We start from the raw sequence: 24,362 nt of genomic DNA on the forward strand, positions 1-24,362 counted from the left end.
ATCCCAATCTTCGAAAGAAGGTTGGGATTTTTTCGTTATTAGACGCTTTAACGATGATGACCTGCTCGAACAGGGGATAATAAAAGCATGCCGAAGGCATTTCCTTTGATGTGATAGTAGGGTGAGTTTGCCGGCAGGCAAGGTTTGCGAACAATGTTCACCCATCGCCAAGCGCTGCGTATCAAGAACTCCAAGCGAACAATCAAATCCAGATAATCCCTGTTGACTGACGTCGACAGGGATTTTTTCGTTTAGGACGTTTATATTTTAATTGTTATTATTTGGACAGAAGAAAATGATTAATAATCATTTTTGAGATGCTTCAAAACAACGACTGGTAAATGCGTATAGTGAGTTTGCCGACAGGCAAGGTTTACGAAGAATGTTCACCCATCGCCAAGCGCTGCGTATCAAGAACTCCAAGTGAACAATCAAATCCAGATAATCCCTGTTGACTAACGTCGACAGGGATTTTTTCGTTTAGGCGCTTTAAAAGCGATGACCTGCTCGAACATGGAAAGCTAGAAAATTATGCCGAAGGCATTTCCTTATGTGTGATAGTAGGGTGAATATCGCGTAGCGATGGTTCATGAGCAATGTCCACCCATCGCCAGCGTATCAACTGCACCAAGCGAGCAATCAAATCCGGATAATCCCTGTTGACTGACGTTGAGAGGTTTTTTTCGTTTAAGCGCTTTAGCTTGGACAGAAAGAGATAATTGATTATCATCTATGAGAGACATCAAGGTAATGAGTGGCCGATGCGTTCAGTGATAGTAGCGATGGTTTATGAGCAATGTTCACTCATCGCCAGGCACCTGCGCATCAATAATATCAAGCTAGCAATCAAATCCAGATAATCGCTATGACAACTTCAACATTATTTTTCCCATTTTTAAGCATTCCCCCCCATTATTTGAACGACATAAAACAATGACATTTATAAAATAGCGCATCGATTTAACTTTGCTTTATTTTCTATCTTTAAGCGTTAGCTTTAGTGATATAATTCTCGACTATTTTATTTATTGGAATTTCCCATGAACCCGAACCATACAATTAGCACCATGATTTCTGAACAAGAAATCCGAAACCGTATTCAAGAAATGGCAGCTGAAATTAACGAACGTTATAAAGACAGTGAATCTCTAGTGATGATTGGTTTGTTACGTGGCTCTGCTATTTTCTTAGCAGATTTAGCACGTTTAATTACTGTACCTGTTGTGTTAGATTTTATGGCTACGTCAAGTTATGGCAGTGGTACTGACAGTTCAGGCGAAGTGAAAATATTAAAAGAGCTTGATGAAGAAATCCATGGCCGTGATGTGTTAATTGTTGAAGACATTATCGATACAGGTAACACACTCACTAAAATTAAAAAAATGCTTTTATTACGCGATCCTAAATCTTTTGCTATCTGTACATTACTAACTAAACCTTCTCGTAGAGAAGTAGAAGTAGATGTAGATTGGGTCGGTTTTTCTATTGAAGACAAATTTGTTGTCGGCTATGGCATAGATTACGCGCAATATTATCGTAATCTACCTTATATCGGCTTCGTTAGTTTTAATTAATAAGGCTGTAAACAGCATGTATGCAATCGATCTAAAAAACATTAAAAAAGTTTATAAAGGCGGCGTTGAAGCATTAAAGGGCATCTCTTTACAAGTTGAAGAAGGTGATTTTTACGCTTTGCTTGGACCTAACGGTGCAGGGAAATCGACGACTATCGGCATTATCTCCTCATTGGTGAATAAGACTTCTGGTCATGTTTCGGTATTTGGCTTTGATATCGACAGTCAGTTAGAGGATGCAAAAGCGCAAATTGGGCTAGTGCCTCAAGAGTTCAACTTCAATCAATTTGAACCTCCTTTACAAATTTTGGTTAATCAAGCAGGTTATTACGGGATTAAACGTAATGAAGCGATTGTGCGTGCTGAAAAATATTTAAAACAGTTAGATTTATGGGGGAAGCGTAATCAGCCTTCCCGCGAACTTTCTGGCGGAATGAAGCGTCGTTTGATGATCGCACGTGCACTTATGCACGAACCTCGTTTATTGATTTTAGATGAGCCAACTGCGGGTGTTGATATTGAAGTACGTCGTTCGATGTGGGAATTTTTACAGCAGATAAATAAGCAGGGTGTCACTATTATTTTGACTACCCACTATTTAGAAGAAGCTGAGATGTTATGTCGTAATATCGGCATCATCGATAAAGGTCGCTTAGTTGAAAATACCAGTATGAAAACGCTGTTGGCAAGACTTGCCACTGAAACGTTTATTTTAGATGTTGATCCTCCTACGCATTTACCTAGTAGTGATTTTTTTAAGATTAAACAGACTGATGAAGTCACCTTAGAAATCGAGCTGGATAAAGCGCAGTCTTTAAACAAAGTATTTTCTGAGCTTAGCTCACAGGGTATTCGTGTGAATAGCATGCGTAATAAAGCCAATCGCTTGGAAGAGTTATTTATAGAATTGGTAGAGAAAGGAGCTCAAGATGCTTAAAAGTAGTTATGTTATTGCGCTTAAAAGTATTTGGCGTAAAGAAACGAATCGTTTTTTGCGTATCTGGATACAAACTCTTGTACCGCCAGTTATTACAATGAGCCTTTATTTTGTTATTTTTGGCAACTTAATCGGTTCACGTATTGGCGAGATGGGTGGCTTTGATTACATGTCATTTATCGTACCTGGTTTGATTATGATGTCAGTGATCACTAACTCATACTCTAACGTTGCTTCATCATTTTTCAGTGCTAAATTTCAGCGTAATGTTGAAGAGTTATTAGTCGCGCCGGTACCTAATTATGTCATTATTTGGGGCTATGTCGGAGGTGGTGTTGCACGTGGTTTGATGGTTGGTTTTTTAGTCACCTGTGTCTCGCTATTTTTTGTCGATTTGCACATCTTTAATATCTTTATACTCATACTCAGTGTGCTTTGCACATCGATACTCTTTTCGATTGGTGGCCTATTAAATGCCATTTTTGCTAAGACTTTTGATGACATCAGTATTATTCCTACCTTCGTATTAACGCCATTAACTTATTTAGGTGGTGTCTTTTATTCAATTAATTTACTGCCTGATTTTTGGCAAGCGGTCTCTCATTTTAATCCTGTCTTTTATATGATTAATGCTTTCCGCTATGGATTCTTAGGCATTGCAGATGTGTCATTAGTCTGGTCATTTACGGTGATAGGATTATTCATCGCTGTTTTATATAGCATTGTTGTAATATTACTTAACAAAGGAATAGGTGTTCGCTCATGAACGAAGTAGGTAACTCACGCATTATCACGAGTAATCAAGAGGGCTTAAACGAGCAGTTAGATGAAGTTGTTTTAAAGCACCTTAAACACCCGTTTAAAAAGCCTTATCAACAACATACATTAGACGCTTTTAAAGAAATTGAAAAATGGGTTGAGCAACAGGGAAAACCGATTATTTTTGACTCTTGTTGTGGTGTTGGTGAAAGTACTTACCATATTGCTAAAGCGCATCCTGAAGCGATTGTGCTTGGTATGGATAAATCTTCAGATAGACTTGGCAAGCATGGTTTTGAACCGATCGATAACTATCGTTTATTACAGGTGAATCTAAATGACTTTTGGCGTTTAGCTGTCGAAGCTAATTGGACGTTATCACATCATTATTTGTTATATCCGAACCCATGGCCTAAATCTAAGCACTTGCAAAGACGCTGGCATGGTAGCGCGGTTTTCCCGTCAATCATTACTTTAGGTGGAGAGTTAGAATTGCGCAGTAATTGGCATATTTACATAAAAGAGTTTGAAAGAGCTTTAACTTTAGCTGGGCAAAGCTGTACAGTTGAACCTTACCAAGCGGAGCAGGCTATCACTCCCTTCGAAAGAAAATACTGGGCAAGTGGTCAAAGTTCATTACGTTTAACGTCATTATTAAAATAAATAATTATTTAAACAGTTAATCAAGGATGATTATATGAATATAAAAACAGTTTTAACCTCTAGCTTATTAGCACTTATGATTACCAGTCCGATCAGTGCTTTTGCTACAAAAACAAATCAACCTCCTGCTAATCCATTGGCTATTCCCCTGCAAGCACACACTGTGAAAGATATGTGGGAGAGCTTTTTTAATCAATGTTGGTCATATGACTTTGTTGATAAAAAAGAGCTCGATACTAGTTTAAAAGTGTGGCAAAAGCGCAATGCGAATCGTTGGCAGGTCTATTGGTTATTGATGGAGCAAGCTGCTGACGATAATGCCGCGTTCAAAACTAGCTATATTAATTTCAAGAAACAAAGTTTATCGCGTGCTAAAGAACAAGCGGAATCACTGCATAGCAAAGTGGGTGATGCAGAAAAAAAACAGCTTTGTGAAAGATTAGTCGTGATGCTTAACGATCCTCGTTCTGATCTTCCAGAAGATAAAACCAAGAAAACACAGGATCAAAATCAAGAAGGTGTCGCGGTAATAGGAAAATAAAGGACGATTTCTGAGTTGTTTTTTGTGAAGGTAAACCTTTATACCCAAGCTACTTGAAGATGCAGGAATCAGCCAGTTGAGAGGTGGCCATATTCAAGGCATGAAGTTGAAAGTTTAGTCATTCTAAATCAATGCTTCACAACACTGAAGAGGGTTGCCTCTCACCTGGCCCTACGGGAGGTTCGCTCGAAAGCCTGCTCTGCGTTACAACATTCGAAAAGGGAATAACCCTTCTCTTCATGTCGCGCCTTAATCTGACATCCGAGCGAGCCTCTGAATCTGTATCTTCAGGTGGTTTGGGTATACATCAACTTCTATTTTGAAGTCGATTATTCCTCTTTGGTAATCTATTCTCATAAAACAAATAGAATTGGCATAATTGAAATTTAATCCCTCTTTAGCCGTTCTATTATTAAACTGAGCGAATAAAGAGGATTTTCTATGTTAATTAAAAATACAGCATCATCAGCACTTAAAGAATCACAGCTGACCAACGAATCACATTACCTTGAGCGTCGCTCGTTATTAAAGAAGCTGGGTTTCGGGCTCGCTTCAATTCCTTTTATCCCTTCTGCACAAGCGGGCCTATTTGATATTTTTTCGGATGATCCTAATGCCGCTGATAATTCAGGACTTATTTTTAAACGTGATCCATTAACCTATACCAGTGATCCTCGTTATCAATTATTAACGCCATTGACCCCTGAGAAAAAGATCCTGCAATATAATAACTTCTATGAATTTGGCACAGGTAAATCAGACCCCTTTGAACATGCGCAGCAATTTAACGTGCAGCCTTGGTCGCTAACTATCGACGGTTTAGTGGATAAACCCGTGACCCTAAATTACGAAGATCTGTTAAAGCGTTTTGATATTGAAGAGCGCCTTTATCGTATGCGTTGTGTGGAAGGTTGGTCGATGAATATTCCGTGGCTGGGTTTTACTTTGGCGACGTTATTAAAATCGGTATCACCTAACTCTTCTGCTAAGTATGTACGTTTTGAAACCTTGGTTGACGAAGAACAAATGCGTGGTCAATCTTCAAGACGTGTTGGTGGGGGAATCGATTATCCTTATGTTGAAGCGTTACGTTTAGACGAAGCAATGAATCCATTAACGCTACTTTCTGTTGGCCTTTATGGGAAAACGCTCGCGCCACAAAACGGTGCACCTATTCGTTTAGTAGTTCCTTGGAAGTATGGCTTTAAAAGCATTAAATCGATTGTGCGTATTACGCTAACGGATAAAGAGCCTGTTAATACTTGGAAGAAAATTGCACGTTCAGAATATGGTTTCTATGCCAATGTTAACCCTGAGGTTGATCATCCTCGTTGGAGCCAAGCATCAGAGCGTTTTATCGGGGAAGGCAATGTGTTTGCACAGACTCGAAAAGATACGCTCATGTTTAATGGTTACGGCAATGAAGTTGCCCACCTTTATAAAAACCTTGATCTAAAAAGAAATTATTAATGAAAATATCAGTACGAGGCATCTTCTATTTAAAAGTGGTTATCCACTTATCAGCGATAGCAACGCTAACCTGGTTAGCTTATTTAGTCGATCAAGATCTTCTAGGGGCAGATCCTGTGAAAGAGCTAACGCATTTTTTAGGAAAAACTGCTCTTAATTTTTTGTTACTGTCTCTTGCTATCACCCCTGTTATTAAGCGTTTCAAACAGCCCTTGTTAATTAGGGTAAGGCGTTTGTTAGGGTTATATAGTTTTGCATGGGTATCGTTACATCTATTAGTGTTTATCTGGTTAGATCTACAGTGGGAGTTTTTATTATTTTTCGATGAAGTTATCAAACGTCCCTATTTAAGTTTTGGTGCGGTTGCGTTGATTATCTTATTATTACTCAGCATTACTTCAATTACTGCGATTAAAAAGAAGATGAAAAAAAGCTGGCTGACATTACATCGTTTTGTTTATTGGGCTGCGCTATTTGCGACGATTCATTATTATTGGTCGGTTAAATCAGGGCTCATTGAACCAACGATTTATTTGGCTATCTGCTTTTATTTATTAAGCGAACGTAAGCAGTATTTTAGAACGTTATTGAAGTTCCGATAGATACCACTATGGCGTCTATCGGTATCTTTCGATTATTTTAAAGACCACATTCTAGCGATATTTTCGGCTACATTCGCGACATTTTCAGCTGCTTTATCAAACGCCTCTTGCAGTGACATCGCTTGTGGCGTGGCTGCAAAAACGGCATCAATACCACAACGATAAACAGCTTGATGTTTTTCCCCCAGACAACCAGCAATGGCAATAACGGGTAAGTTAAGTTTTTTGGCTGCTTGCGCAACGCCCATTGGTGTTTTCCCATGCACTGTTTGTGCATCGATTCGGCCTTCACCAGTGATCACAAGATCTGCGCCTGTTAAGTGATCAGCGAGTTTGACTGTTTCTAAAACAAGTGTAATGCCGGTCTGCATGTTTGCGTTGGTGAAAGCCGCAAAGGCGATGGCCATTCCACCTGCCGCTCCCATGCCTGAACGATCTTTTAGATCGAGAGAAAACGTTTCTTGTATCATCTGGCTGTAGTGCAAAAGGCCGTCATCTAATAAAGCTATATCCTCATTCGAAGCGCCTTTTTGTGGGCCAAAAATAGCACTCGCACCTTGTGGTCCACATAATGGATTATCAACATCGCAGGCGATAAAAATCTCACAGTGCAAAAGACGTTTATCTAATGCACTGATATCTATCTGTTGTATCTGTTGTAAGCCTGCTCCATTTAATGAAACATCATTACCTTGGTTATCGATAAAACGTGCACCTAAGGCGCTTAACATGCCAATGCCACCATCATTGGTTGCGCTGCCACCTAAGCCGATAATGAGTTTTTTAACGCCACTATCCAAAGCTGCTTTGATAAGCTCACCGGTGCCATAACTTGTGGTTTTTTTGGGATCGCGTAACGCGCTAGGAACATGATCTAAGCCACTGGCCGCTGCCATTTCAATCACCGCAGTTTGTTGGTCTGCTAATAAGCCATAAAAAGCATCAACTGGCTTACCAAGAGGCCCAGTTACAGACAGCTTAACAATTTTACCTCCCGTTGCATCAACCAGTGATTGCACCGTGCCTTCACCACCATCGGCGACGGGGATGGCAATATATTGCGCATTAGGAAAAACACGTTTAAAACCTGTTTCAATTGCAAGACACACTTGTTGAGCGGTTAAGCTTTCTTTGAATGAGTCTGGTGCGATAACAATCTTCATCTAACCTCCGATTAAAGTAAAAATAGGCTTAAAATGTAAACCAAAGTGATGGCGGTGAAGCCTTGTATCAGGGTTGATATAGTTTGTGCGCGGTAAGCAAGTCCAACCTGCACTGTTGTGCTAAATGGCTATCTAATAAAAATAGGGTTTACCTAATTTTGAATAAAAAAAATCCGATAACAGTAAACTATTATCGGATTTCATTTTTTGCAAGCTTGAGGCTTAAATTAAGCGACTTGCATTGGCACATCTTTACTAGTGCGAACAATGTTATTGTTTGCATCTAAATAAACCAAGCTTGGTTTATGTGCTGCAATTTCAGCTTCGTTCATGCTTGCATAAGCACAAATAATAACGCGATCACCCACAGCTGCCATACGTGCTGCTGCACCATTAACAGAGATGATTTTTGAACCACGTTCGCCACAAATAGCGTAAGTAGAGAAACGGCCGCCTGTTTCGATATTATAGATTTCGATTTTTTCGTATTCTAAAATACCAGATTGATCAAGGAAGTCTTGGTCAATCGCACATGAACCTTCGTAATTTAATTCAGCATGTGTCACGCGTGCTTGGTGAAGTTTGCCAGTCAATAATGTCTTTTGCATACAAAACCTTTCTATTCATTTTTAAGATTTGCTGACTTTTTCAGCAAGATGGCGACTATAAAGTAAAATCTTTATTGGTGCAAATGCTCACCACTTTATTGTCAATTAAGCGAGTCGAGCCAAGGAAAGCCGCCATTAATACAACTGCTTGTTTTGTCTCTGGTGTAACTGCTTGTAATGTCAGTACATCAACGATATGAATCGCATCAGTATCAAAACCACCTGCTTCTAATACATGGCAAGCATCACGAATCAGTAGCGAGTGTTGTGTGGTGTTATTTTGAGTATCTATAGCCAGTTGATTCATTACTTTAGCTAATAAGGGCGCTTTACGTTTATCACCTTCACTGAGTTTGTTATTACGCGAACTCATGGCCAAACCCGATGTTTCACGTACCGTTGCAACAGGGATAATCTCAATAGGCATGGCCATATCAATAACCATCTGTTTTACGATAGCCAGTTGCTGAAAGTCTTTCTCACCAAAACAAGCGTAATCAGGTTGTACTAAGTTAAATAACTTATTAACGATGGTGCTCATGCCACGAAAATGACCTGGGCGAAGTTCACCTTCTAAACAGTCTGATAATACCGGTACTTCAACATAGGTTTGTACCGCTAATCCATTAGGATAGATAACATCACTGCTTGGCGTGAAAACAATATCGACACCTTGTGCTTCTAGTGCTTGGCAATCAGCATCGAGTGTTTTTGGGTAGTTTTTTAAGTCGTCAGCATTATTAAACTGCATCGGATTAACAAAGATACTGACCACTGAAATAGGCGCTACTTTTTGCCCTTGTTTCACTAGTTCTAAATGTCCTTGGTGCAGGTTGCCCATTGTTGGGGTAAAGCAGATAGCTTTACCCTGTTGTTTGAACTGTTTAATCGCTTCACGTAATTGTTGCGGAGATTCAATAACTAACATCTTTCTAAAACCCAATAATCAGTATCTAATAAAACAAGTGCTTAATAAAACAAGTGCTTAATAAAACAAGTGCTTAATAAAACAAGTGCTTAATAAAACAAGTCTCTAATAAAACAGTGCTTAATAAAAACAGTGTTCAACGGCAGGGAATGAGCCCGCTTCAACTTGCTCTTTATAAAGTGCAACGGCGCGGCGTATATCACCAGTTTCAACTAAAAAGTTTTTTGAAAACTTAGGACAAAAGCCTGCTGAAATACCAAATGCATCGTGCATCACTAAAATTTGGCCATCGGTATGTGCGCCTGCACCAATGCCGATAACAGGGATTTGTAATGCTTTACTGACACGTTCAGCAAGTGCAACAGGAACACACTCTATAACCAGAAGTTGGATACCAGACTTTTCTAATAACAATGCATCACTAATGAGTTTATCTGCTTGTTCTTCTTCACGGCCTTGTACTTTGTAACCGCCAAAGACATTCACAGATTGTGGCGTTAATCCTAAGTGACCACAAACGGGAATACCGCGTGCAACCAGCCCTTTCACTGATTCACTTAACCACTCACCACCTTCAAGTTTTACCATATTCGCGCCAGCGCGCATTAAAGTGGCTGAGTTTTCATAGGCTTGCTCTGCAGTGGCGTAACTCATGAAAGGAAGATCTGCAATAATAAGCGAGTTTTTAGCCGTACTAGCGACTGAAGCCGTGTGATATTTTATATCTTCAACGGTGACCGGTAGTGTCGACTCATGGCCTTGTAAAACCATGCCTAACGAGTCTCCGACTAATAAAACTTGAATGCCTGCTTGATCAAAAATAGCAGCAAAACTAGCATCATAAGCCGTAATACAGGTGATTTTTTGATTTTCAGTTTTCATTTTAGCTAAGCGAGAAACGCTAATTCGAGCCATGTTAACTCCGTCATTATAAGAGGTTAATAAATGTGATTAAAAGTGAGTTTTCTCACTGATAATGATCAGACCATTTTTATCACATAATTCAATTAATTGCGATAAGTGAGTGCCGTTTGGCAGTGTTAATTTAGGGGCTATTTCTAATAGGGGATAGAGCACAAATTCACGCTCATGCATGCCATAATGCGGGACAACAAGGCGTTCACTATTGATATTTTGGTTGTCGAATAAAATAATATCTAGGTCTAACGTACGTGGACCCCAACGATTATCTTTACGCATTCGCCCTTGAGTTTGCTCTATCGCCTGTAAGGCATCAAGTAGCTCAATCGGAGTCAGTTGTGTTTCTATGGCAGCCACTGCATTAATGTAGTCAGGTTGATCCTGAGGACCCATAGGGGCGCTACAGTACAGCGAACTGCATTTAACTAATTCGCTGTTTGGCAGTAATTTAAGCGCGTCAATTGCTTGTTGTGCTTGTTTGATGGGATCTTGCTGGTTACTACCGATACCAATATAACTAATCATCTTTTAGCGACTCTCTTGTTGCTATGTAAGTGTTGCCATTTAATTGTTGTCATTTCAGTATTTTTATAAAATACAAGCATGCACCTTTGCAGGATATACATGCTATGCAAACTATTAATCGGTGCTCTGATACGTGACTCACTCGTCACGTATTAGCACCTCTTCACACTGACTTATATTTTGCTTAGTCGTCTTTTTTTACTGCAGGTTTCTTAGCACGACGTTTTTTGTAAGGTTTCTTTGTCGCTGTTTTGCTCGCATCTGGGCTTTTTGCCTCTGAATGTTTAGCTTCAGGCTTATGCTCAGCAGAACGGTTATTACGTTTACGGCTGTGATCATGCTGCGGTAATTCATTATGCAGTTGATACTCTTGCCACCAAGCTGTTAGCTCAGCTAATTCTTGGCTTTGTTCTACTTTGGCGCGTAACTCAAGGAAGTCAAAAGCTGCACGGAATTTAATATGATGATAAGCACGTTGCGCACGCTTTCCACCGTTACGTGGTAAACGTAACTGTAAGTTCCAGATATCGCGAATAGTTGCGGTAAAACGTTTTGGAATCGCAATGGTTTTAACTTGAATCGCTAATACTTCATTCATCGCTAATAAGAAAGCATCATGATATTCCATACCACTTTCAAAACTAATCGCATGGGCACGTTGTTCAAGCGGGTACCAAAGCATAATTGCGTAGATATAAGCAGGTGTCACACGCTTACCTTCTTGGATGCGTTTATCACTATCCTTGAGGGCGTGCTCTATCATGCTGTTAGCTTTGTCGTCTTCACCCTCTTTAAACAGAATAGGGAAAAGCACCTGAATCAGTTTGTATTCTTTTAAAAGGCGGTAGGTATCTAAACCTTGGCCTGAAAGTAATAATTTGATGACTTCATCAAAATGACGGGCCGCTGGAATATCTTGTAAAAGAGGGGCTAAGCGACGAATCGGCTCTGCACAGTCTTCACTAATCTCAAGGTCTAGTTTTGCAGCAAAACGAATTGCGCGCATCATACGTACCGGATCTTCGCGGTAGCGTACTTCAGGATCACCAATCAATTTAAGTTTACGATCCGCTAGATCTTGCAGTCCACCACAAAAATCATACAGTGAAAAATCAGCAATATCGTAATACAGGGCATTTACCGTAAAGTCGCGACGTTCAGCATCTTCTTCTAGTGAGCCGTAAACGTTATCACGCAGTAACATACCACCTTGTGATTGTTTTACTTTTTGCTTGTCTTCGCCGTTATCATCATCGTGATGACCACGGAAAGTCGCAACTTCAATGATTTCACGACCAAACAAAATATGCGCTAGACGAAAGCGACGACCAATTAAGCGACAGTTACGAAAAAGTGCTTTCACTTCTTCGGGTGTGGCATTGGTTGTAATATCAAAATCTTTTGGTTTTAAACCAAGTAGTAGATCACGTACACCACCACCCACTAACAAAGCGCGGAAGCCGGCATTATGTAAGCGGTAAAGGACTTTTAAAGCATTATCATCAATATCGTTACGCGAAATAGAGTGCTGGCTTCGCGGGATTTTGTAAGCGTCGTGTGCAGTTGCAGGCATTTCTTTAGTGTTCTTTTTTTCGCCTTTTGCAAACACTTTTTTAACGAATTTTTTTAATCGTTTGATGATTTTATCCTCAATATGATGACTGAAAAAAATGAAGCGCCTATTTTATGTGCGCGCCCCTGTAAACACAAATTAAATTTTTAAGGTTATATCTGTATTTCTGTTTGTTTAGGCACATTCGCGAGCTGCCAGTGTTGAATTGCCCACTCTAGAATCGTTGTACAGCTTCTTTTATCAACACTCTCTGGTACTTCATGGCCTAAAAATGACAGTGCTTTTAGTAACGTAGCTATTGGTTTTTGTTTATCAATTGCTAACGCATGGTTTTGTTTAGACAACTTGAATCCGGGCTCTGTCACTGCCAATGGCAGATGAATGTAACTCGGTGGCTGTTTGCCTAACAATTGGTAAAGACTGATTTGTTTACCCGTTGTTGGTAGCAAGTCCGCGCCACGTACTATTTCTGTAATGCCCTGATTAATATCATCAATACTGACCGCAAGGTTATAGGCGTATAAGCCATCTTTACGTTTTATAATAAAGTCTTCATCGGCCTGTTGTGCGTCTAATTGTATATCGCCATGCAGATGATCATAAAAATGGGTTATTGGCTGAGCCAACTTGCTCACATTAATACGTAGTGCATTGTCGTTATTCGTTAGGCTTTTATCGCGACAATTACCTAAATACAAACCACCTTGTTGCTTAATTAGCTTGCGTGTACAAGTGCAAGCGTAACTTAACTTCTGTTGGTGAAGTTTTATTAAGACTTTTTCATAATGAATACTTTGTTGGCTTTGGTAGATAACGTCATCGTCCCAAATTAAACCGTATGCTTTTAGTGTTAACAGGATATCTTCGCTCGCGCCGGCTATTTCTCGGGGCGGATCGATATCTTCAATGCGTACTAACCATTTACCTTGTTGCGATTTAGCTTGTAGATAACTACCTACTGCCGCCACCAAAGAGCCAAAATGAAGCGCGCCTGAAGGTGAAGGTGCAAAGCGACCAATGTAAGTGGAAGGGGGGTGAGGCAAATCAAACTCCGCAATTAATAGCCTTGCTAAAAACAAAAACGGTTAGCACTTGGCTAACCGTTTATTACAAAAAATTAGTAAAGCTTAACCAATGATTTGTTTTTCTTTAATTTCAGCCAATGTTTTACAATCGATACAAAGGTCGGCTGTAGGACGAGCTTCTAAACGACGGATACCAATTTCGATACCACATGAATCACAGTAACCGAAATCATCTTCTTCGATTTTTTTCAATGTTTTAGTGATTTTCTTAATTAAACGACGTTCACGATCACGTGCACGTAATTCTAAGCTGAACTCTTCTTCTTGTGTTGCGCGATCAACAGGATCTGGGAAGTTAGAAGCTTCATCTTTCATATGGTCAACAGTACGGTCTACTTCGTGACGAAGTTGGTTACACCATGAATCAAGAATTGTCGTAAAGTGAGCCATTTGTGGCTCGCTCATGTATTCTTCGCCTTTCTTTACTTTATATGGTTCAACACCAGCAATGGCTAGAATGCCTAATGTTTTTTTTGTTTTCGTTGCGGGCATAGTATTTTCCTTTAATTAAAGTGCAACAATAATGCACTTTAATTCAGTTATTAATTAACAGAGAAGCGACCTTTATTTGGTGCTAAAATTGCCTCTGCTTATTTTCGGCGGCTATCTATAGCAAGAATCACATCCCAAGTCAAATATATTAATTTGATTTACCATGATGAATCTTAGTTTTTTTGATTAAATGGCTGCTATTTGACCATCTGTTGTTTTCTGAGGGAGTTAAAACCTATTTTGTCCTCTTTACCTATTGAGTCCGTTCTTGGTGAAATAAAGTCGAATTTATCGATTTCACCGCAAGTTATTTTACAAGCCCCCCCTGGTGCGGGTAAATCAACTTTTTTGCCTTTTAAAATGGTGCAAGAGAAGTGGTTTGATGGAAAAATAATTATGCTTGAGCCTCGTCGATTAGCAGCCAAAAATATTGCTCATTACCTTGCGTCATTATTTAATGAAAGTGTAGGCGATTCTATTGGTTATCGCATGCGTGGTGAAAGCCGTGTGGGTAAAAATACTAAATTAGAAATTGTGACCGAAGGTGTATTAACGCGTTTATTGCAAAATGATCCGGAATTAACCGGTGTTGATCTACTTATCTTTGATGAGTTTCATGAGCGTAATTTACAAGGCGATTTAGGCTTAGCGCTTGCGTTAGATGTACAGGAAAGCTTATGTGAATCACTTAAAATCTTGATCATGTCTGCGACCTTGGATAACAGCCAGCTACAAGTCCAATTACCTAACGCGACATTTGTCAGTTCAGCAGGGCGTACTTATCCGATTGAGACTATTTATCAGCATGTAGCAAAAGGTGATACAAAACATAATAAACATCAGATGGTTGCTGAATTAGTTAAGCTGACATTACGCGCCTTTGAAGAACAAAGCGGTAACATTTTAGTTTTTGTCGCGGGTATTAAAGAGATTAAACAGTGTCAGACACAATTGATGGCGCGTCTTCCTGCTGATGTTGTTATTGCACCGTTATATGGCGCGCTTAGTTTAGCGGAACAACAAATCGCGATTAACAATTGCGCCAAGGGCAAACGTAAAATAGTGATTGCGACCAATATTGCTGAAACCAGTTTAACCATCGAAGGTATTACCGTGGTGGTGGATTCAGGCTTTGAGCGTAGCATGAGTTACCAAGCACAATCTGGTGTTGGGAAATTACAAACACAGCGTATTAGTGATGCCAGTGCAACACAGCGTGCCGGACGAGCTGGGCGTTTAAGTGCGGGTGTTTGTTATCGTTTATGGTCTTCTGAAGCTCGATTAAGCCAACAAAGTGAGCCTGAAATAAAACGCAGTGAGCTGACATCTCTGATGTTGGAATTGCTTAACTGGGGAGTTAACTCGCCACAGTCATTAGCCTTTATCACTCAGCCTCCACAAGCCCATATTGATACCGCTAACGCGCTGTTGAAGACATTTGGTGCTATTGATAACAATGGCCGGATCACACAGCATGGTCAAGCAATGAGTGCATTGGGTGTGAGCCCTCGTTTAGCGCACCTGTTAATTACCGCGCAAGCAATAGCGATTGAAGGTCATGTTGAAGGCATAGCTGAGCTCGCTTGCCTGTTAGTGGCGTTACTGGAAAGTAATGAAAAATCAGATGATGATATTGAGGCTTTATTAGTTAAACCAAGCTATTTAGTGAGACAGCAACAAATGTTGCTCATCAAAAAATTAAACCTAGTGCGTGGCAATCATGCTCTACCGACTCAATATTGTGGGTTATTACTCGCTATCGCCTTTCCAGATCGTATTGCGCAGTCTCGAGGTGATGATGAGAGTTATCAATTGAGCAGTGGCATTGGTGCCAGTTTGTGGCATGCCTCGCCATTAATGGGACAAAAAATGTTGGTGGTTGCCGATTTAGCTTTTTCTGAGCGCACGGTGAACAGTATTATCTACAAAGCCTGTGTTATTTCGCTGGCGACATTAGAGGAATATTTAGGGCATTACTTTGAAAATGTTGAACGTATTTATTGGTCATTTTCAGCTAAGCAGACAAAATTAGTGGCTGAAAAATGCTTAATGCTCGGTAAATTGACCATTAAAAAACAACCTATCGCGAATGTGAGCAAGAAACAAAAAAGTGATGCATTAATTGTTGGTATTAAAAAATCAGGTTTATCAGTATTAACCTGGTCCGATGAAAATCAGCAACTGTTATCACGTTTACGCTATGCCTATGTTAATTACCAGCAAAGCAAGGTTCGCAATGAATTCCCGTGTTTTTCTGCGCAAACATTATTGGCTGATCTCGATGATTGGTTAGCGCCTTATCTCAATGGCATTAGTAAACCGGATCAATTAAAACAGCTGGATTTAAAAGGCGCGTTATTAGCGCGATTAGGCTGGTCTGCTCAACAACAATTTGAAAAAGACTTTCCAACACATAAAACGGTACCTACCGGATCTAAAATAAAAATTAGTTATCGTGAAGATGAAAGCCCTGTTTTATCGGTACGTCTACAGGAGTTATTTGGGCAACAGGCGACACCTTGCATTTTTGAGGGGCGTATTAAGTTACAATTAGCGCTATTATCGCCAGCACGTAGACCATTGCAGTTAACGCAAGACTTAACGACGTTTTGGCAAGGCGCTTATAGCGATGTTAAAAAAGAGATGCGTGGACGATATCCTAAACATTATTGGCCGGATGACCCGTTACAAGCACAAGCAACTAAGCGTATTAAAAAGCACATGTAATCATCTGCGAATCATTTTCGAAAAATAGGTAAATAGAAGATAAATGGCACAAACCAAGAAAGTAGTAAAAAAGAAAAAAAGCACTAAAAGCACTAAAAGTAAAAATAAAGCGACGTGGAAACAACGCTTGTTTGCTTTTATTTGGTCTATTTTCTGGAAAAGTACCCTGGCTTTTATCGCATTGATGGTGATTGCGGGTATCTATTTTGATAAAAAAATAGAGCGTCGATTAGACGGCTCAGCATGGACTTTGCCCGCACAGGTTTATGCGCGTCCGTTATTGATAGACAGAGATCAATCGCTTACCCAGAAAGCCTTGATTACTGAGCTGAAATTACTCAACTACCGCCCAGTTAAAACCGTGCGTAGTGCGGGGCAGTTTTCTGTCGCAGCGAATAAAGTCACGCTTTATCGTCGTGCTTTTGATTTCCCTGAGGGCATTGAGCTCAAAGAAAAAGTTACCGTGAGTTTTAGTGCAAATAATGTTCCCTCGATCAGAAATAGTGCGGGAAAAACCCTCGTAAACTTTAAGTTAGATCCACTACTTTTATCACGTTTACACTCTGATCAAATCGAAGATCGTGTCTTTGTGCCTTTTGAAAAGATCCCGGATCTTTTTATCGATACGTTGTTATTGATGGAAGATAGAAACTATTACCATCATCAAGGTGTTTCACCTTTTGCCATTGCGCGTGCTTTTATCGTCAACTTTAAAGCGGGTCATACCGTGCAAGGCGGCAGTACATTGACGCAGCAACTGGCTAAAAACCTCTTTTTAACACAGGAAAGAAGTCTGTGGCGTAAGTTCCAAGAAGCCTATATGGCTGTGCTAATGGACCATAAATACAGTAAAGACAAACTCTTAGAGGCTTACCTTAATGAAGTTTATCTGGCGCAAAATGGGAAAACCGGTGTATATGGTATCGGGCTTGCTAGTGACTATTATTTTGCAAGGCCGATCAATGAATTACGTGTTGAACAGATTGCTTTGCTGGTGGCTATTATTAAAGGGCCATCCTATTACAATCCAAGACGTAACCCCAAGCGTGCCCTAGCGCGACGTGACTTAGTGCTACGCATGATGGTTGAAAATGCTTTAATCAATACCAATGATTATAAATATGCGGTTGCCGATTCACTTAGATTAAGTGGTAAGTCTGCGTTGAATCAGCGTGCGAATCCGGCGTTTATTAGCTTTTTACATCGTGAAATGAAAGAGCAGATCCCAGCTTCGATTCGTAAAAAAAGTGGTTTGCACATCTTCACCTCAATCGATCCTATTGCGCAAAAAGATGCTGAATTCGCCGTTGGACATGGCCTTGATAAAGTTGATAAAAACAAACAGAAAGGGCTACAAGGTGCGATGGTAATAAGCGACCGAAAACGTGCGGAATTACGCGCCATTGTTTCCGGTCGAGATGTGAAGTTTAGTGGTTTTAATCGTGCTTTAGATGCAGATAGACCGATTGGTTCTTTGGTTAAACCTGCTGTTTATCTCACCGCGTTAGAAGCAGGTTATGCATTAGATACAAAGATTAATGATAAAGAGATCGTGCTTAAAAACAGCACCGGGCAACGCTGGAAACCTAAAAACTACGATCGTAAATTTCGCGGCCAAGTAACACTAGAGCAAGCGCTTTATAAATCACTGAACGTGCCCACCGTGAACCTGGGTATGCAAGTAGGTCTAACTAATGTTATCAACAGTTTATATAAGTTAGGCGTACAAGAGAAAATCAAAGCGTACCCATCATTAGTGCTAGGTAGTGTTTCTTTATCACCTTTTGAAGTGGCACAAATGTACCAACCGATTACCATGCAGGGGAAATATAAGTCGCTACAGATGATACGTACGATTGCCTCTGCCGATGGGCTGTTATTATATCGTCGCAGTCATAAAGTGCAGCAACGCTTTTCCAAAGACGCGGTGAAAAAGCTCACTGATACGTTACACAAAGTAGCGACAGAAGGTACAGCACGTAGTTTACGCTGGCGTAACCCTGGACAAGAATTTTCTGGAAAAACAGGGACCACTAATAATTTAAAAGACAGCTGGTTTGTCGGGTTTAATAGCCAAGAAGTCGTGACTACTTGGGTTGGACGAGACGATAACCGCAGCGCAAAATTAACCGGCAGTAGTGGCGCGCTTGTTTTATTTTCGACTTACATGAAACAAAAGAAGTAATGGCGTTATACCAAGTGTATTAAATATATGAGCTTATATTGCGCCGGAAAAACGAGTCCTATCAAGGCATGAGTTGCAGGAAGTAGTTATTCTCCTTTCAAAACTTATAACACAGATAGCGTTTGTTTTAACCAGCAAGATTGATCGCATATTAAATTCGTTTGGTATTAGTTTACGCATTAAATGTAAAAAGGACTAAGTTTGACTGAATCATTAAAAACACTTGAACAACTGTGCGCTGATTTTGAAAGTAATAAAAGTTGGGATAAACAATATCGCTTGATCATTCAATTAGGTAAAAAGTTACCTGCATTGGCTGAGGCTGATAAAAATGAGGCGAATCAGGTCAAAGGCTGTGAAAGTCTTGCTTGGTGTGCCGTTGCTCAAAAAGGCAATGAATTTCATTTTACAATGGACAGTGATACACGCGTTGTAAAAGGGCTGATGATGATATTGTTAATCATCTACCAAGATAAAAATAAAGAACAAATAAACGCAATTGATATTAATACCTTATTTGAAAAATTAGGTTTATTGAACCATCTTAGTCCCTCTCGTGCGAATGGCTTATTAGCGATTGTCGAAAGAATTAAAACCACAGGAAATAGTTAAATGGCAAAAGGTTTACACCCCCGTAATGTGCATCAAGGTAATTATGATTTTAATGCCCTGTGTGCTGCATTACCGACACTCTCTGAATTTGTTTTTGAAAATCAATATAACAATCTGAGCATCGACTTTAGTAACGCAAAAGCCGTGCTTTGTTTGAATCAAGCGCTACTAAAGTGCTTTTATAACGTTGATTTTTGGCAGTTACCTGAAGGTTATCTTTGTCCGCCTATTCCTGGTCGAGCGGATTATATCCACGCATTAGCCGACCTTATTACCACAGAAGAAGGCATTCCGACTGGTAAGCAGATTAAGGTGTTGGATATTGGCATGGGTGCGAACTGTATCTACCCGATTATTGGTAGTCAGAGTTATGGCTGGTCATTTGTTGGTTCTGATATCGATCCTGTTTCCGTAAAAATGGCGGGATTGATTGTAAAATCAAATAAAAACCTCAATGCATTTATTAAGTTACGTTTACAAAAAGACGAAAAATCGATTTTTAATCATGTCATTAAAGCGAATGATAAGTTCACCTTAACCATGTGTAACCCGCCTTTTCATGCGTCCATGGAAAAAGCGCAGGCAGGCAGTGCACGTAAAGTTAAAAACCTGAATAAAGGTAAAGCGGATCAAAAAGTAACCCTTAATTTTGCCGGGAAAGAGACTGAACTTTGTTGTGCTGGTGGCGAAATAGCCTTTTTAAAACAGATGGCTAATGAAAGTGTGAACTTCGCAAGCCAAGTGACTTGGTTTTCAAGCCTGGTTTCTAAATCGGAAAATGTAGCACCGATTAAAAAGCTATTAACTCAGTTAGGCGCACAACAAGTTAAAGTGGTAAAAATGACCCAAGGTCAAAAAATAAGCCGCTTTATCGCTTGGAAGTTTTAGTGATTTATCAATGACTTAAAAAGCAATTTGACATCAAAAATAACTAATTTACAATGCGAGGGTGGTTGATTGGTCTAAACTTAGTTGAGCTTTCATAATAGGAATTGTAAATGTCCCTGCAAAATAAAAACATGATTTTTGACATCATATTGATTGCTGTTATCAATATTGGTTTTATCTTTATTTCCATCAATTTGGACATGTTTGAGCGTTTTTATCACTATTCCCGTGAATATGAGTTTATGCAATTGGATGAACTCTTCCCGCTTACGTTTACATTACTGATTAGCTTGGTTTATTTTGTATTGCGCCGTTGGCGCGACAGCATCTATTTTTCGCAAATGGCAGAACAAAAAGCCTCAAAAGATTCTCTTACTAAGCTACTTAATCGACGCACTTTAGAGCGTACTCTCGCGACAGAGTGGGATCGTCTATTACGTTACAACGAAGATTTTTGTGTGGTGCTTTTTGATCTTGATGATTTTAGCGCAATTAATGAAAACTTAGGTTATGTGGAAGGCGACAGAGTATTGATTGAAGCTGCTACGATGTTACTTAATACAACACGTAAAACTGATTTTTGTGCACGTTGGGGGGAAGAGGAGTTTCTGATCCTTTGTCCTGTGTGTAAAAACGATCAAGCCGCCATTCTTGCTGAAAAGCTACGTTCTAGCTTATATCGAACATTAAAAGATGGTGTCGAGCTTAGTGCAAGCTTTGCTGTTGCACAATCGGACAAAACAACGTCCTTAGAGGAGTTAATGAAACGTGTTGACTTCGCTCTACATAAAGCTAAAAAACGCGGTAAGAACTGTGTGGTGAAGGGCTAGCGTTAACTTTTAGGTAAGCCTTGAGGATTTTACTCAGGCTTACCTATTATTTCTTCCAATTACTTATTTCAGTTATTACTTCCAGTCATTACTTCCAACTATGTACTACTTCCTATTTGCGTTTATTCCTCTTCTTGAGTCTCTTCTTTTGGCACGTAAAAACGTGCAAACAACAAACCTACTTCAAACAGAATTAACATCGGTATCGCGAGCAAGGTCTGTGAAATGACATCGGGTGGCGTTAATAACATGCCAAAAATAAACGCACCCACGACAATATACGGGCGTTTTTGTTTTAATTTTTCAGGTGTTGTTGCGCCTGTCCAGCAGAGCACTAAAGTGGCGATGGGAATTTCAAAGGCAAGACCAAAAGCAAAAAACAGTTTTAATACAAAGTCTAAATAATTACTGATATCGGTGGCAATGGTTACCCCTTCTGGCGCAGTGCTAGTAAAGAATGAAAAAGCCAGCGGGAATACAACAAAGTAAGCAAACGCCATACCGAGGTAGAAGAGGAATGCGCTACTGACAACCAAAGGAGCAATGAGTTTGCGCTCATGCTTGTATAACCCAGGCGCAATAAAGGCCCATACTTGGTGTAATATTGCGGGAATGGCAATAAAAATAGACAGTACGATGGTTAATTTTATTGGCGTGAAAAAGGGCGTTGCAACACCGGTTGCAATCATGCTTGAGCCTTCAGGCAGTTGGCTTGTCAGCGGGATTGCAAGAAATTGGTAAATGTCGTTAGCGAAGTAAACCAAGCTTAAAAAGAGCACCATGACAATCGCAATGACACGTAATAGTCGGTCGCGTAATTCTAAAAGATGGCTGATGAGTGGCAGACTATGTTGTTGCTTAGGTACGTTCTCTTCTGTTTGAGTTTCACTTTCGCTCATCTATTTGTTCCTGTTGCTGCACACTATCCATCACCTTTTCTGGTGGCTTAATGGTCTGTGTTTGCTGTGGTTCATCGACTTCAGATTTATACGGATTAACAAGCTCTTGTGCACTTTGTTTCATCTCATCAATCGATTTTTGTAAGTCGGGATCAAGGCTATCTAATCCTGCTTTGGTGGCTTTTATCATATTCTCATTCATCTCATGTAATTTCAGCTCTTGTGAAATTTCTGATTTGACTGAGTTAGCCATGCCTTTTGCAGTATTTATCCATTGCATCACGCTGCGAATCGCAGTGGGTAAACGCTCTGGACCTAATACTACAAGGCCGATAATGGAGATCAGGGCGATCTCCCAAAAACCGATATCAAACATTATGCTTGGTCTTTTTCTTTAGTTTTTTCTGTCGTTTGTTCACTCTTAAAAGTCGCATCTTGCTGGCTTTCTAGTTTTTGTTCTGTTTTTTCAGCTGGTTTTTCTTCTTCTTTAAGTGCTTTTTTAAAGCCTTTGATTGCGCCACCTAAATCACCACCAATGCCGCGTAGTTTTTTAGTGCCAAATAATAAAATAACAATTACCGCAATGATAACTAACTGCCAAATGCTGATGCCGCCCATAATATTGTTTCCTTTAAATTTTAAAAATGTTGAATATGTAATATCTAATAGCAAGCTTTATAACAAACTTTACTGCTTATTGGTATGACGCCACGCAAGTAACCACATAATAATTGCAGGCGAGCCCGAAATGATAGCTAATTGTTGGTCTGCTTGTAGATAAGCAAGTGCAGCAACGAGTGTTAAGGTTGCTGCTAAACCAATATACAGAGAACCCTTACTGTTGTTTTTTTGTTGCTGATTAATGGAAGTAATCAACTGCTTTTGCTGCGACTGCATTGATTTACCGTTCGCTAAGTTATGGTAAACCAGTTCAGGTAAGTCAGGTAATTTCTCTAACCAAAAAGGCGCTTTTTGCTGCAGTTTTTTCATGAGTGTTTTTGGACTAACCTGGTCTTTCATCCAATTTTCTAGAAATGGTTTTGCGGTATCCCACAGGTCAAGTTGTGGGTATAACTGACGACCTAAACCTTCTATATAAAGCAGTGTTTTCTGCAATAAAACTAATTGAGGTTGCACCTTCATATTATAACGACGTGCGGTGTTGAACAGGTTGATTAGCACGGTTGCAAAAGAGATCTCTGATAATGGTTTTTCAAAAATAGGCTCACACACGGCGCGAATTGCAAACTCAAACTCTTCAACGGGTGTATCTTCAGGCACCCAACCAGAATCGATATGTAGCTGTGCAACTTGGCGGTAATCACGATTAAAAAAGGCTAAGAAATTTTCCGCTAAATAGCGTTTATCTTCATTGTTTAATGTACCCACGATCCCACAATCTATGCCGATCCATAGTGGATCTTCAGGATGTTCATAGGAAACAAATACATTGCCGGGATGCATATCAGCATGGAAGAAACTATCACGGAAGACTTGAGTAAAAAATGCCTCTACACCACGCTCAGCAAGCAATTTAAAGTCCGTGCCTTGCGCTTCAAGTGCCGCAATATCAGACACTGGAATGCCGTAAATACGTTCCATCACTAATACATTTTTAGTGCAATAATCAGAGTAGATCTCTGGTACATAAAGCAATTTAGAATCTAAAAAGTTGCGTCTTAGCTGGATTGCATTGGCGCCTTCACGCATTAAGTCGAGTTCATCAATGATGGTTTTTTCATATTCATGAACCACTTCAACGGGGCGTAAACGCTCTGCATCTTTTAAGAAACGCTGCGTTAATTGCGCCAGCCATTTCATTAGTTGAATATCAGCGTTAATGGTTTTTTCTATATCAGGGCGGATGACTTTAATAACCACTTCGCGGTTATCTTCACGTAATGTCGCTGTATGAACTTGTGCAATGGAAGCTGATGCCAGCGCGGTGCTATCAAAGTTTTCAAACAACTCATCGATGGTTTTACCTAATGATCGTTCTATTTGCTTAACCGCTAATTCGCCACAGAAAGGCGGGACATTATCTTGTAAATAAGCAAGTTGATCTGCGTAGATGGCCGGTAAAAGATCTCGGCGTGTCGAGAGCATCTGTCCAAGCTTGATATAAATCGGACCCAGCGATTGTAAGCTTAAACGTAGACGTTCTGGCAAGCTAAGTTTTTTATGTTTAGTGCGGATCCAAAACAACACAATACGCATGAACGTATAGGTAACAGGGCGGTGCTCTCGCGGTAACAGTTCAATAAGGCCATATTCTATAATGGTTTTATTGATATCGTATAAACGTGAAAGCTCTTTAAGTTTTATCATCAATTGTCCTGTGTATTACCAACATGCGCTTAAACTATGTCACAAATCGGGC

General features: G+C 39.9%; 24 protein-coding genes. 12 read left to right on the forward strand and 12 right to left on the reverse strand.

Annotated features, from left to right (window positions below; all coding sequences use genetic code 11):
• The first annotated feature begins 1,040 nt into the window (after positions 1–1,040).
• The 7 genes from hpt (at position 1,041) to CXF74_RS15430 (ending at position 6,546) form a co-directional block, all read left to right on the forward strand.
• The gene (hpt, locus tag CXF74_RS15400) at positions 1,041–1,574 is read left to right on the forward strand and encodes a hypoxanthine phosphoribosyltransferase (RefSeq protein WP_101083420.1); all 534 of its coding nucleotides are present in this window, start codon (positions 1,041–1,043) and stop codon (positions 1,572–1,574) included.
• Positions 1,575–1,590: 16 nt separating this feature from the next.
• On the forward strand, positions 1,591–2,511 hold the full coding sequence (locus CXF74_RS15405; RefSeq protein WP_101083421.1) for an ABC transporter ATP-binding protein: 921 nt from the start codon (positions 1,591–1,593) through the stop codon (positions 2,509–2,511).
• Positions 2,504–3,277, forward strand: a complete 774-nt coding sequence (locus CXF74_RS15410; RefSeq protein WP_101083422.1) for an ABC transporter permease — start codon at positions 2,504–2,506, stop codon at positions 3,275–3,277. The genes CXF74_RS15405 and CXF74_RS15410 overlap by 8 nt, the downstream gene beginning before the upstream one ends.
• Positions 3,274–3,933 (forward strand): tRNA (guanine(46)-N(7))-methyltransferase TrmB, encoded by a 660-nt coding sequence (gene trmB / locus CXF74_RS15415; protein WP_101083423.1) that lies wholly within the window; start codon positions 3,274–3,276, stop codon positions 3,931–3,933. Before CXF74_RS15410 ends, trmB begins: the two co-directional genes overlap by 4 nt.
• A 34-nt stretch (positions 3,934–3,967) precedes the next feature.
• Positions 3,968–4,474: a hypothetical protein gene (locus CXF74_RS15420; protein WP_101083424.1), complete on the forward strand. Its 507-nt coding sequence runs from the start codon at positions 3,968–3,970 to the stop codon at positions 4,472–4,474.
• Between the two features lie 441 nt (positions 4,475–4,915).
• On the forward strand, positions 4,916–5,944 hold the full coding sequence (gene msrP / locus CXF74_RS15425) for a protein-methionine-sulfoxide reductase catalytic subunit MsrP (protein WP_101083425.1): 1,029 nt from the start codon (positions 4,916–4,918) through the stop codon (positions 5,942–5,944).
• Positions 5,944–6,546 carry a protein-methionine-sulfoxide reductase heme-binding subunit MsrQ gene (locus CXF74_RS15430; protein ID WP_101083426.1) on the forward strand — a complete coding sequence of 201 codons (603 nt, stop codon included), beginning with the start codon at positions 5,944–5,946 and terminating at the stop codon, positions 6,544–6,546. Before msrP ends, CXF74_RS15430 begins: the two co-directional genes overlap by 1 nt.
• A 32-nt stretch (positions 6,547–6,578) precedes the next feature.
• On the opposite strand, the gene CXF74_RS15435 is transcribed toward CXF74_RS15430, so the two are convergent.
• From CXF74_RS15435 to dksA, 8 genes are all read right to left on the reverse strand, one after another.
• The gene (locus CXF74_RS15435; protein WP_101083427.1) at positions 6,579–7,709 is read right to left on the reverse strand and encodes a glycerate kinase; all 1,131 of its coding nucleotides are present in this window, start codon (positions 7,707–7,709) and stop codon (positions 6,579–6,581) included.
• Between the two features lie 227 nt (positions 7,710–7,936).
• Positions 7,937–8,317 (reverse strand): aspartate 1-decarboxylase, encoded by a 381-nt coding sequence (gene panD / locus CXF74_RS15440; protein ID WP_101083428.1) that lies wholly within the window; start codon positions 8,315–8,317, stop codon positions 7,937–7,939.
• Between the two features lie 55 nt (positions 8,318–8,372).
• Entirely contained in the window at positions 8,373–9,245 is an 873-nt protein-coding gene (gene panC / locus CXF74_RS15445; protein ID WP_101083429.1) for a pantoate--beta-alanine ligase, read from the reverse strand.
• Positions 9,246–9,365: 120 nt separating this feature from the next.
• On the reverse strand, positions 9,366–10,160 hold the full coding sequence (gene panB, locus CXF74_RS15450) for a 3-methyl-2-oxobutanoate hydroxymethyltransferase (protein WP_101083430.1): 795 nt from the start codon (positions 10,158–10,160) through the stop codon (positions 9,366–9,368).
• Positions 10,161–10,196: 36 nt separating this feature from the next.
• Complete coding sequence (gene folK, locus CXF74_RS15455; protein ID WP_101083431.1) at positions 10,197–10,691, reverse strand: 2-amino-4-hydroxy-6-hydroxymethyldihydropteridine diphosphokinase; 495 nt, start codon at positions 10,689–10,691, stop codon at positions 10,197–10,199.
• 184 nt (positions 10,692–10,875) lie between these two features.
• Positions 10,876–12,264 (reverse strand): polynucleotide adenylyltransferase PcnB, encoded by a 1,389-nt coding sequence (gene pcnB, locus CXF74_RS15460; RefSeq protein ID WP_101083432.1) that lies wholly within the window; start codon positions 12,262–12,264, stop codon positions 10,876–10,878.
• A 152-nt stretch (positions 12,265–12,416) separates the two neighbouring features.
• Positions 12,417–13,307 (reverse strand): tRNA glutamyl-Q(34) synthetase GluQRS, encoded by an 891-nt coding sequence (gene gluQRS / locus CXF74_RS15465; RefSeq protein ID WP_232772549.1) that lies wholly within the window; start codon positions 13,305–13,307, stop codon positions 12,417–12,419.
• Between the two features lie 84 nt (positions 13,308–13,391).
• Positions 13,392–13,841, reverse strand: a complete 450-nt coding sequence (dksA, locus tag CXF74_RS15470; protein ID WP_101083434.1) for an RNA polymerase-binding protein DksA — start codon at positions 13,839–13,841, stop codon at positions 13,392–13,394.
• A gap of 240 nt (positions 13,842–14,081) precedes the next feature.
• Between dksA and hrpB the strand changes: the two genes are divergently transcribed.
• The 5 genes from hrpB to CXF74_RS15495 all read left to right on the forward strand — a co-directional run bounded on the left by hrpB (position 14,082) and on the right by CXF74_RS15495 (position 21,083).
• On the forward strand, positions 14,082–16,568 hold the full coding sequence (gene hrpB / locus CXF74_RS15475; RefSeq protein ID WP_101083435.1) for an ATP-dependent helicase HrpB: 2,487 nt from the start codon (positions 14,082–14,084) through the stop codon (positions 16,566–16,568).
• Between the two features lie 43 nt (positions 16,569–16,611).
• Positions 16,612–18,753 carry a penicillin-binding protein 1B gene (gene mrcB / locus CXF74_RS15480; protein ID WP_101083436.1) on the forward strand — a complete coding sequence of 714 codons (2,142 nt, stop codon included), beginning with the start codon at positions 16,612–16,614 and terminating at the stop codon, positions 18,751–18,753.
• 201 nt (positions 18,754–18,954) lie between these two features.
• Positions 18,955–19,365: a SufE family protein gene (locus CXF74_RS15485; protein WP_101083437.1), complete on the forward strand. Its 411-nt coding sequence runs from the start codon at positions 18,955–18,957 to the stop codon at positions 19,363–19,365.
• Positions 19,366–20,253, forward strand: coding sequence for a 23S rRNA (adenine(1618)-N(6))-methyltransferase RlmF (gene rlmF, locus CXF74_RS15490; RefSeq protein ID WP_101083438.1), 888 nt, complete (start codon positions 19,366–19,368; stop codon positions 20,251–20,253).
• 110 nt (positions 20,254–20,363) lie between these two features.
• Positions 20,364–21,083: a GGDEF domain-containing protein gene (locus CXF74_RS15495; protein WP_101083439.1), complete on the forward strand. Its 720-nt coding sequence runs from the start codon at positions 20,364–20,366 to the stop codon at positions 21,081–21,083.
• 122 nt (positions 21,084–21,205) lie between these two features.
• Here the strand turns inward: CXF74_RS15495 and tatC are convergent, their stop codons facing one another.
• The 4 genes from tatC to ubiB all read right to left on the reverse strand — a co-directional run bounded on the left by tatC (position 21,206) and on the right by ubiB (position 24,310).
• Entirely contained in the window at positions 21,206–21,982 is a 777-nt protein-coding gene (gene tatC / locus CXF74_RS15500; RefSeq protein ID WP_101083440.1) for a twin-arginine translocase subunit TatC, read from the reverse strand.
• Positions 21,969–22,358: a Sec-independent protein translocase protein TatB gene (gene tatB, locus CXF74_RS15505; RefSeq protein WP_101083441.1), complete on the reverse strand. Its 390-nt coding sequence runs from the start codon at positions 22,356–22,358 to the stop codon at positions 21,969–21,971. The genes tatC and tatB overlap by 14 nt, the downstream gene beginning before the upstream one ends.
• Entirely contained in the window at positions 22,358–22,600 is a 243-nt protein-coding gene (tatA, locus tag CXF74_RS15510) for a Sec-independent protein translocase subunit TatA (RefSeq protein ID WP_101083442.1), read from the reverse strand. The genes tatB and tatA overlap by 1 nt, the downstream gene beginning before the upstream one ends.
• A 69-nt stretch (positions 22,601–22,669) precedes the next feature.
• Complete coding sequence (gene ubiB, locus CXF74_RS15515) at positions 22,670–24,310, reverse strand: ubiquinone biosynthesis regulatory protein kinase UbiB (RefSeq protein ID WP_101083443.1); 1,641 nt, start codon at positions 24,308–24,310, stop codon at positions 22,670–22,672.
• Positions 24,311–24,362: the final 52 nt, after the last annotated feature.

It is taken from the genome of Psychromonas sp. Urea-02u-13 (assembly GCF_002835995.1).
In the GTDB taxonomy this organism is placed as follows: Bacteria; Pseudomonadota; Gammaproteobacteria; order Enterobacterales; family Psychromonadaceae; genus Psychromonas.

Excerpts from the sequence above, each read along its gene's own strand:
- panB (WP_101083430.1), bottom strand. The coding sequence starts at position 10,160 with ATGGCTCGAATTAGCGTTTCTCGCTTAGCTAAAATGAAAACTGAAAAT.
- hpt (WP_101083420.1), top strand. The coding sequence starts at position 1,041 with ATGAACCCGAACCATACAATTAGCACCATGATTTCTGAACAAGAAATC.
- CXF74_RS15435 (WP_101083427.1), bottom strand. The coding sequence starts at position 7,709 with ATGAAGATTGTTATCGCACCAGACTCATTCAAAGAAAGCTTAACCGCT.
- CXF74_RS15410 (WP_101083422.1), top strand. The coding sequence starts at position 2,504 with ATGCTTAAAAGTAGTTATGTTATTGCGCTTAAAAGTATTTGGCGTAAA.
- CXF74_RS15430 (WP_101083426.1), top strand. The coding sequence starts at position 5,944 with ATGAAAATATCAGTACGAGGCATCTTCTATTTAAAAGTGGTTATCCAC.
- CXF74_RS15495 (WP_101083439.1), top strand. The coding sequence starts at position 20,364 with ATGTCCCTGCAAAATAAAAACATGATTTTTGACATCATATTGATTGCT.
- tatB (WP_101083441.1), bottom strand. The coding sequence starts at position 22,358 with ATGTTTGATATCGGTTTTTGGGAGATCGCCCTGATCTCCATTATCGGC.
- trmB (WP_101083423.1), top strand. The coding sequence starts at position 3,274 with ATGAACGAAGTAGGTAACTCACGCATTATCACGAGTAATCAAGAGGGC.
- tatC (WP_101083440.1), bottom strand. The coding sequence starts at position 21,982 with ATGAGCGAAAGTGAAACTCAAACAGAAGAGAACGTACCTAAGCAACAA.
- CXF74_RS15405 (WP_101083421.1), top strand. The coding sequence starts at position 1,591 with ATGTATGCAATCGATCTAAAAAACATTAAAAAAGTTTATAAAGGCGGC.
- tatA (WP_101083442.1), bottom strand. The coding sequence starts at position 22,600 with ATGGGCGGCATCAGCATTTGGCAGTTAGTTATCATTGCGGTAATTGTT.
- CXF74_RS15420 (WP_101083424.1), top strand. The coding sequence starts at position 3,968 with ATGAATATAAAAACAGTTTTAACCTCTAGCTTATTAGCACTTATGATT.
- folK (WP_101083431.1), bottom strand. The coding sequence starts at position 10,691 with ATGATTAGTTATATTGGTATCGGTAGTAACCAGCAAGATCCCATCAAA.
- pcnB (WP_101083432.1), bottom strand. The coding sequence starts at position 12,264 with ATGCCTGCAACTGCACACGACGCTTACAAAATCCCGCGAAGCCAGCAC.
- ubiB (WP_101083443.1), bottom strand. The coding sequence starts at position 24,310 with ATGATAAAACTTAAAGAGCTTTCACGTTTATACGATATCAATAAAACC.
- mrcB (WP_101083436.1), top strand. The coding sequence starts at position 16,612 with ATGGCACAAACCAAGAAAGTAGTAAAAAAGAAAAAAAGCACTAAAAGC.
- rlmF (WP_101083438.1), top strand. The coding sequence starts at position 19,366 with ATGGCAAAAGGTTTACACCCCCGTAATGTGCATCAAGGTAATTATGAT.
- msrP (WP_101083425.1), top strand. The coding sequence starts at position 4,916 with ATGTTAATTAAAAATACAGCATCATCAGCACTTAAAGAATCACAGCTG.
- dksA (WP_101083434.1), bottom strand. The coding sequence starts at position 13,841 with ATGCCCGCAACGAAAACAAAAAAAACATTAGGCATTCTAGCCATTGCT.
- panD (WP_101083428.1), bottom strand. The coding sequence starts at position 8,317 with ATGCAAAAGACATTATTGACTGGCAAACTTCACCAAGCACGCGTGACA.
- panC (WP_101083429.1), bottom strand. The coding sequence starts at position 9,245 with ATGTTAGTTATTGAATCTCCGCAACAATTACGTGAAGCGATTAAACAG.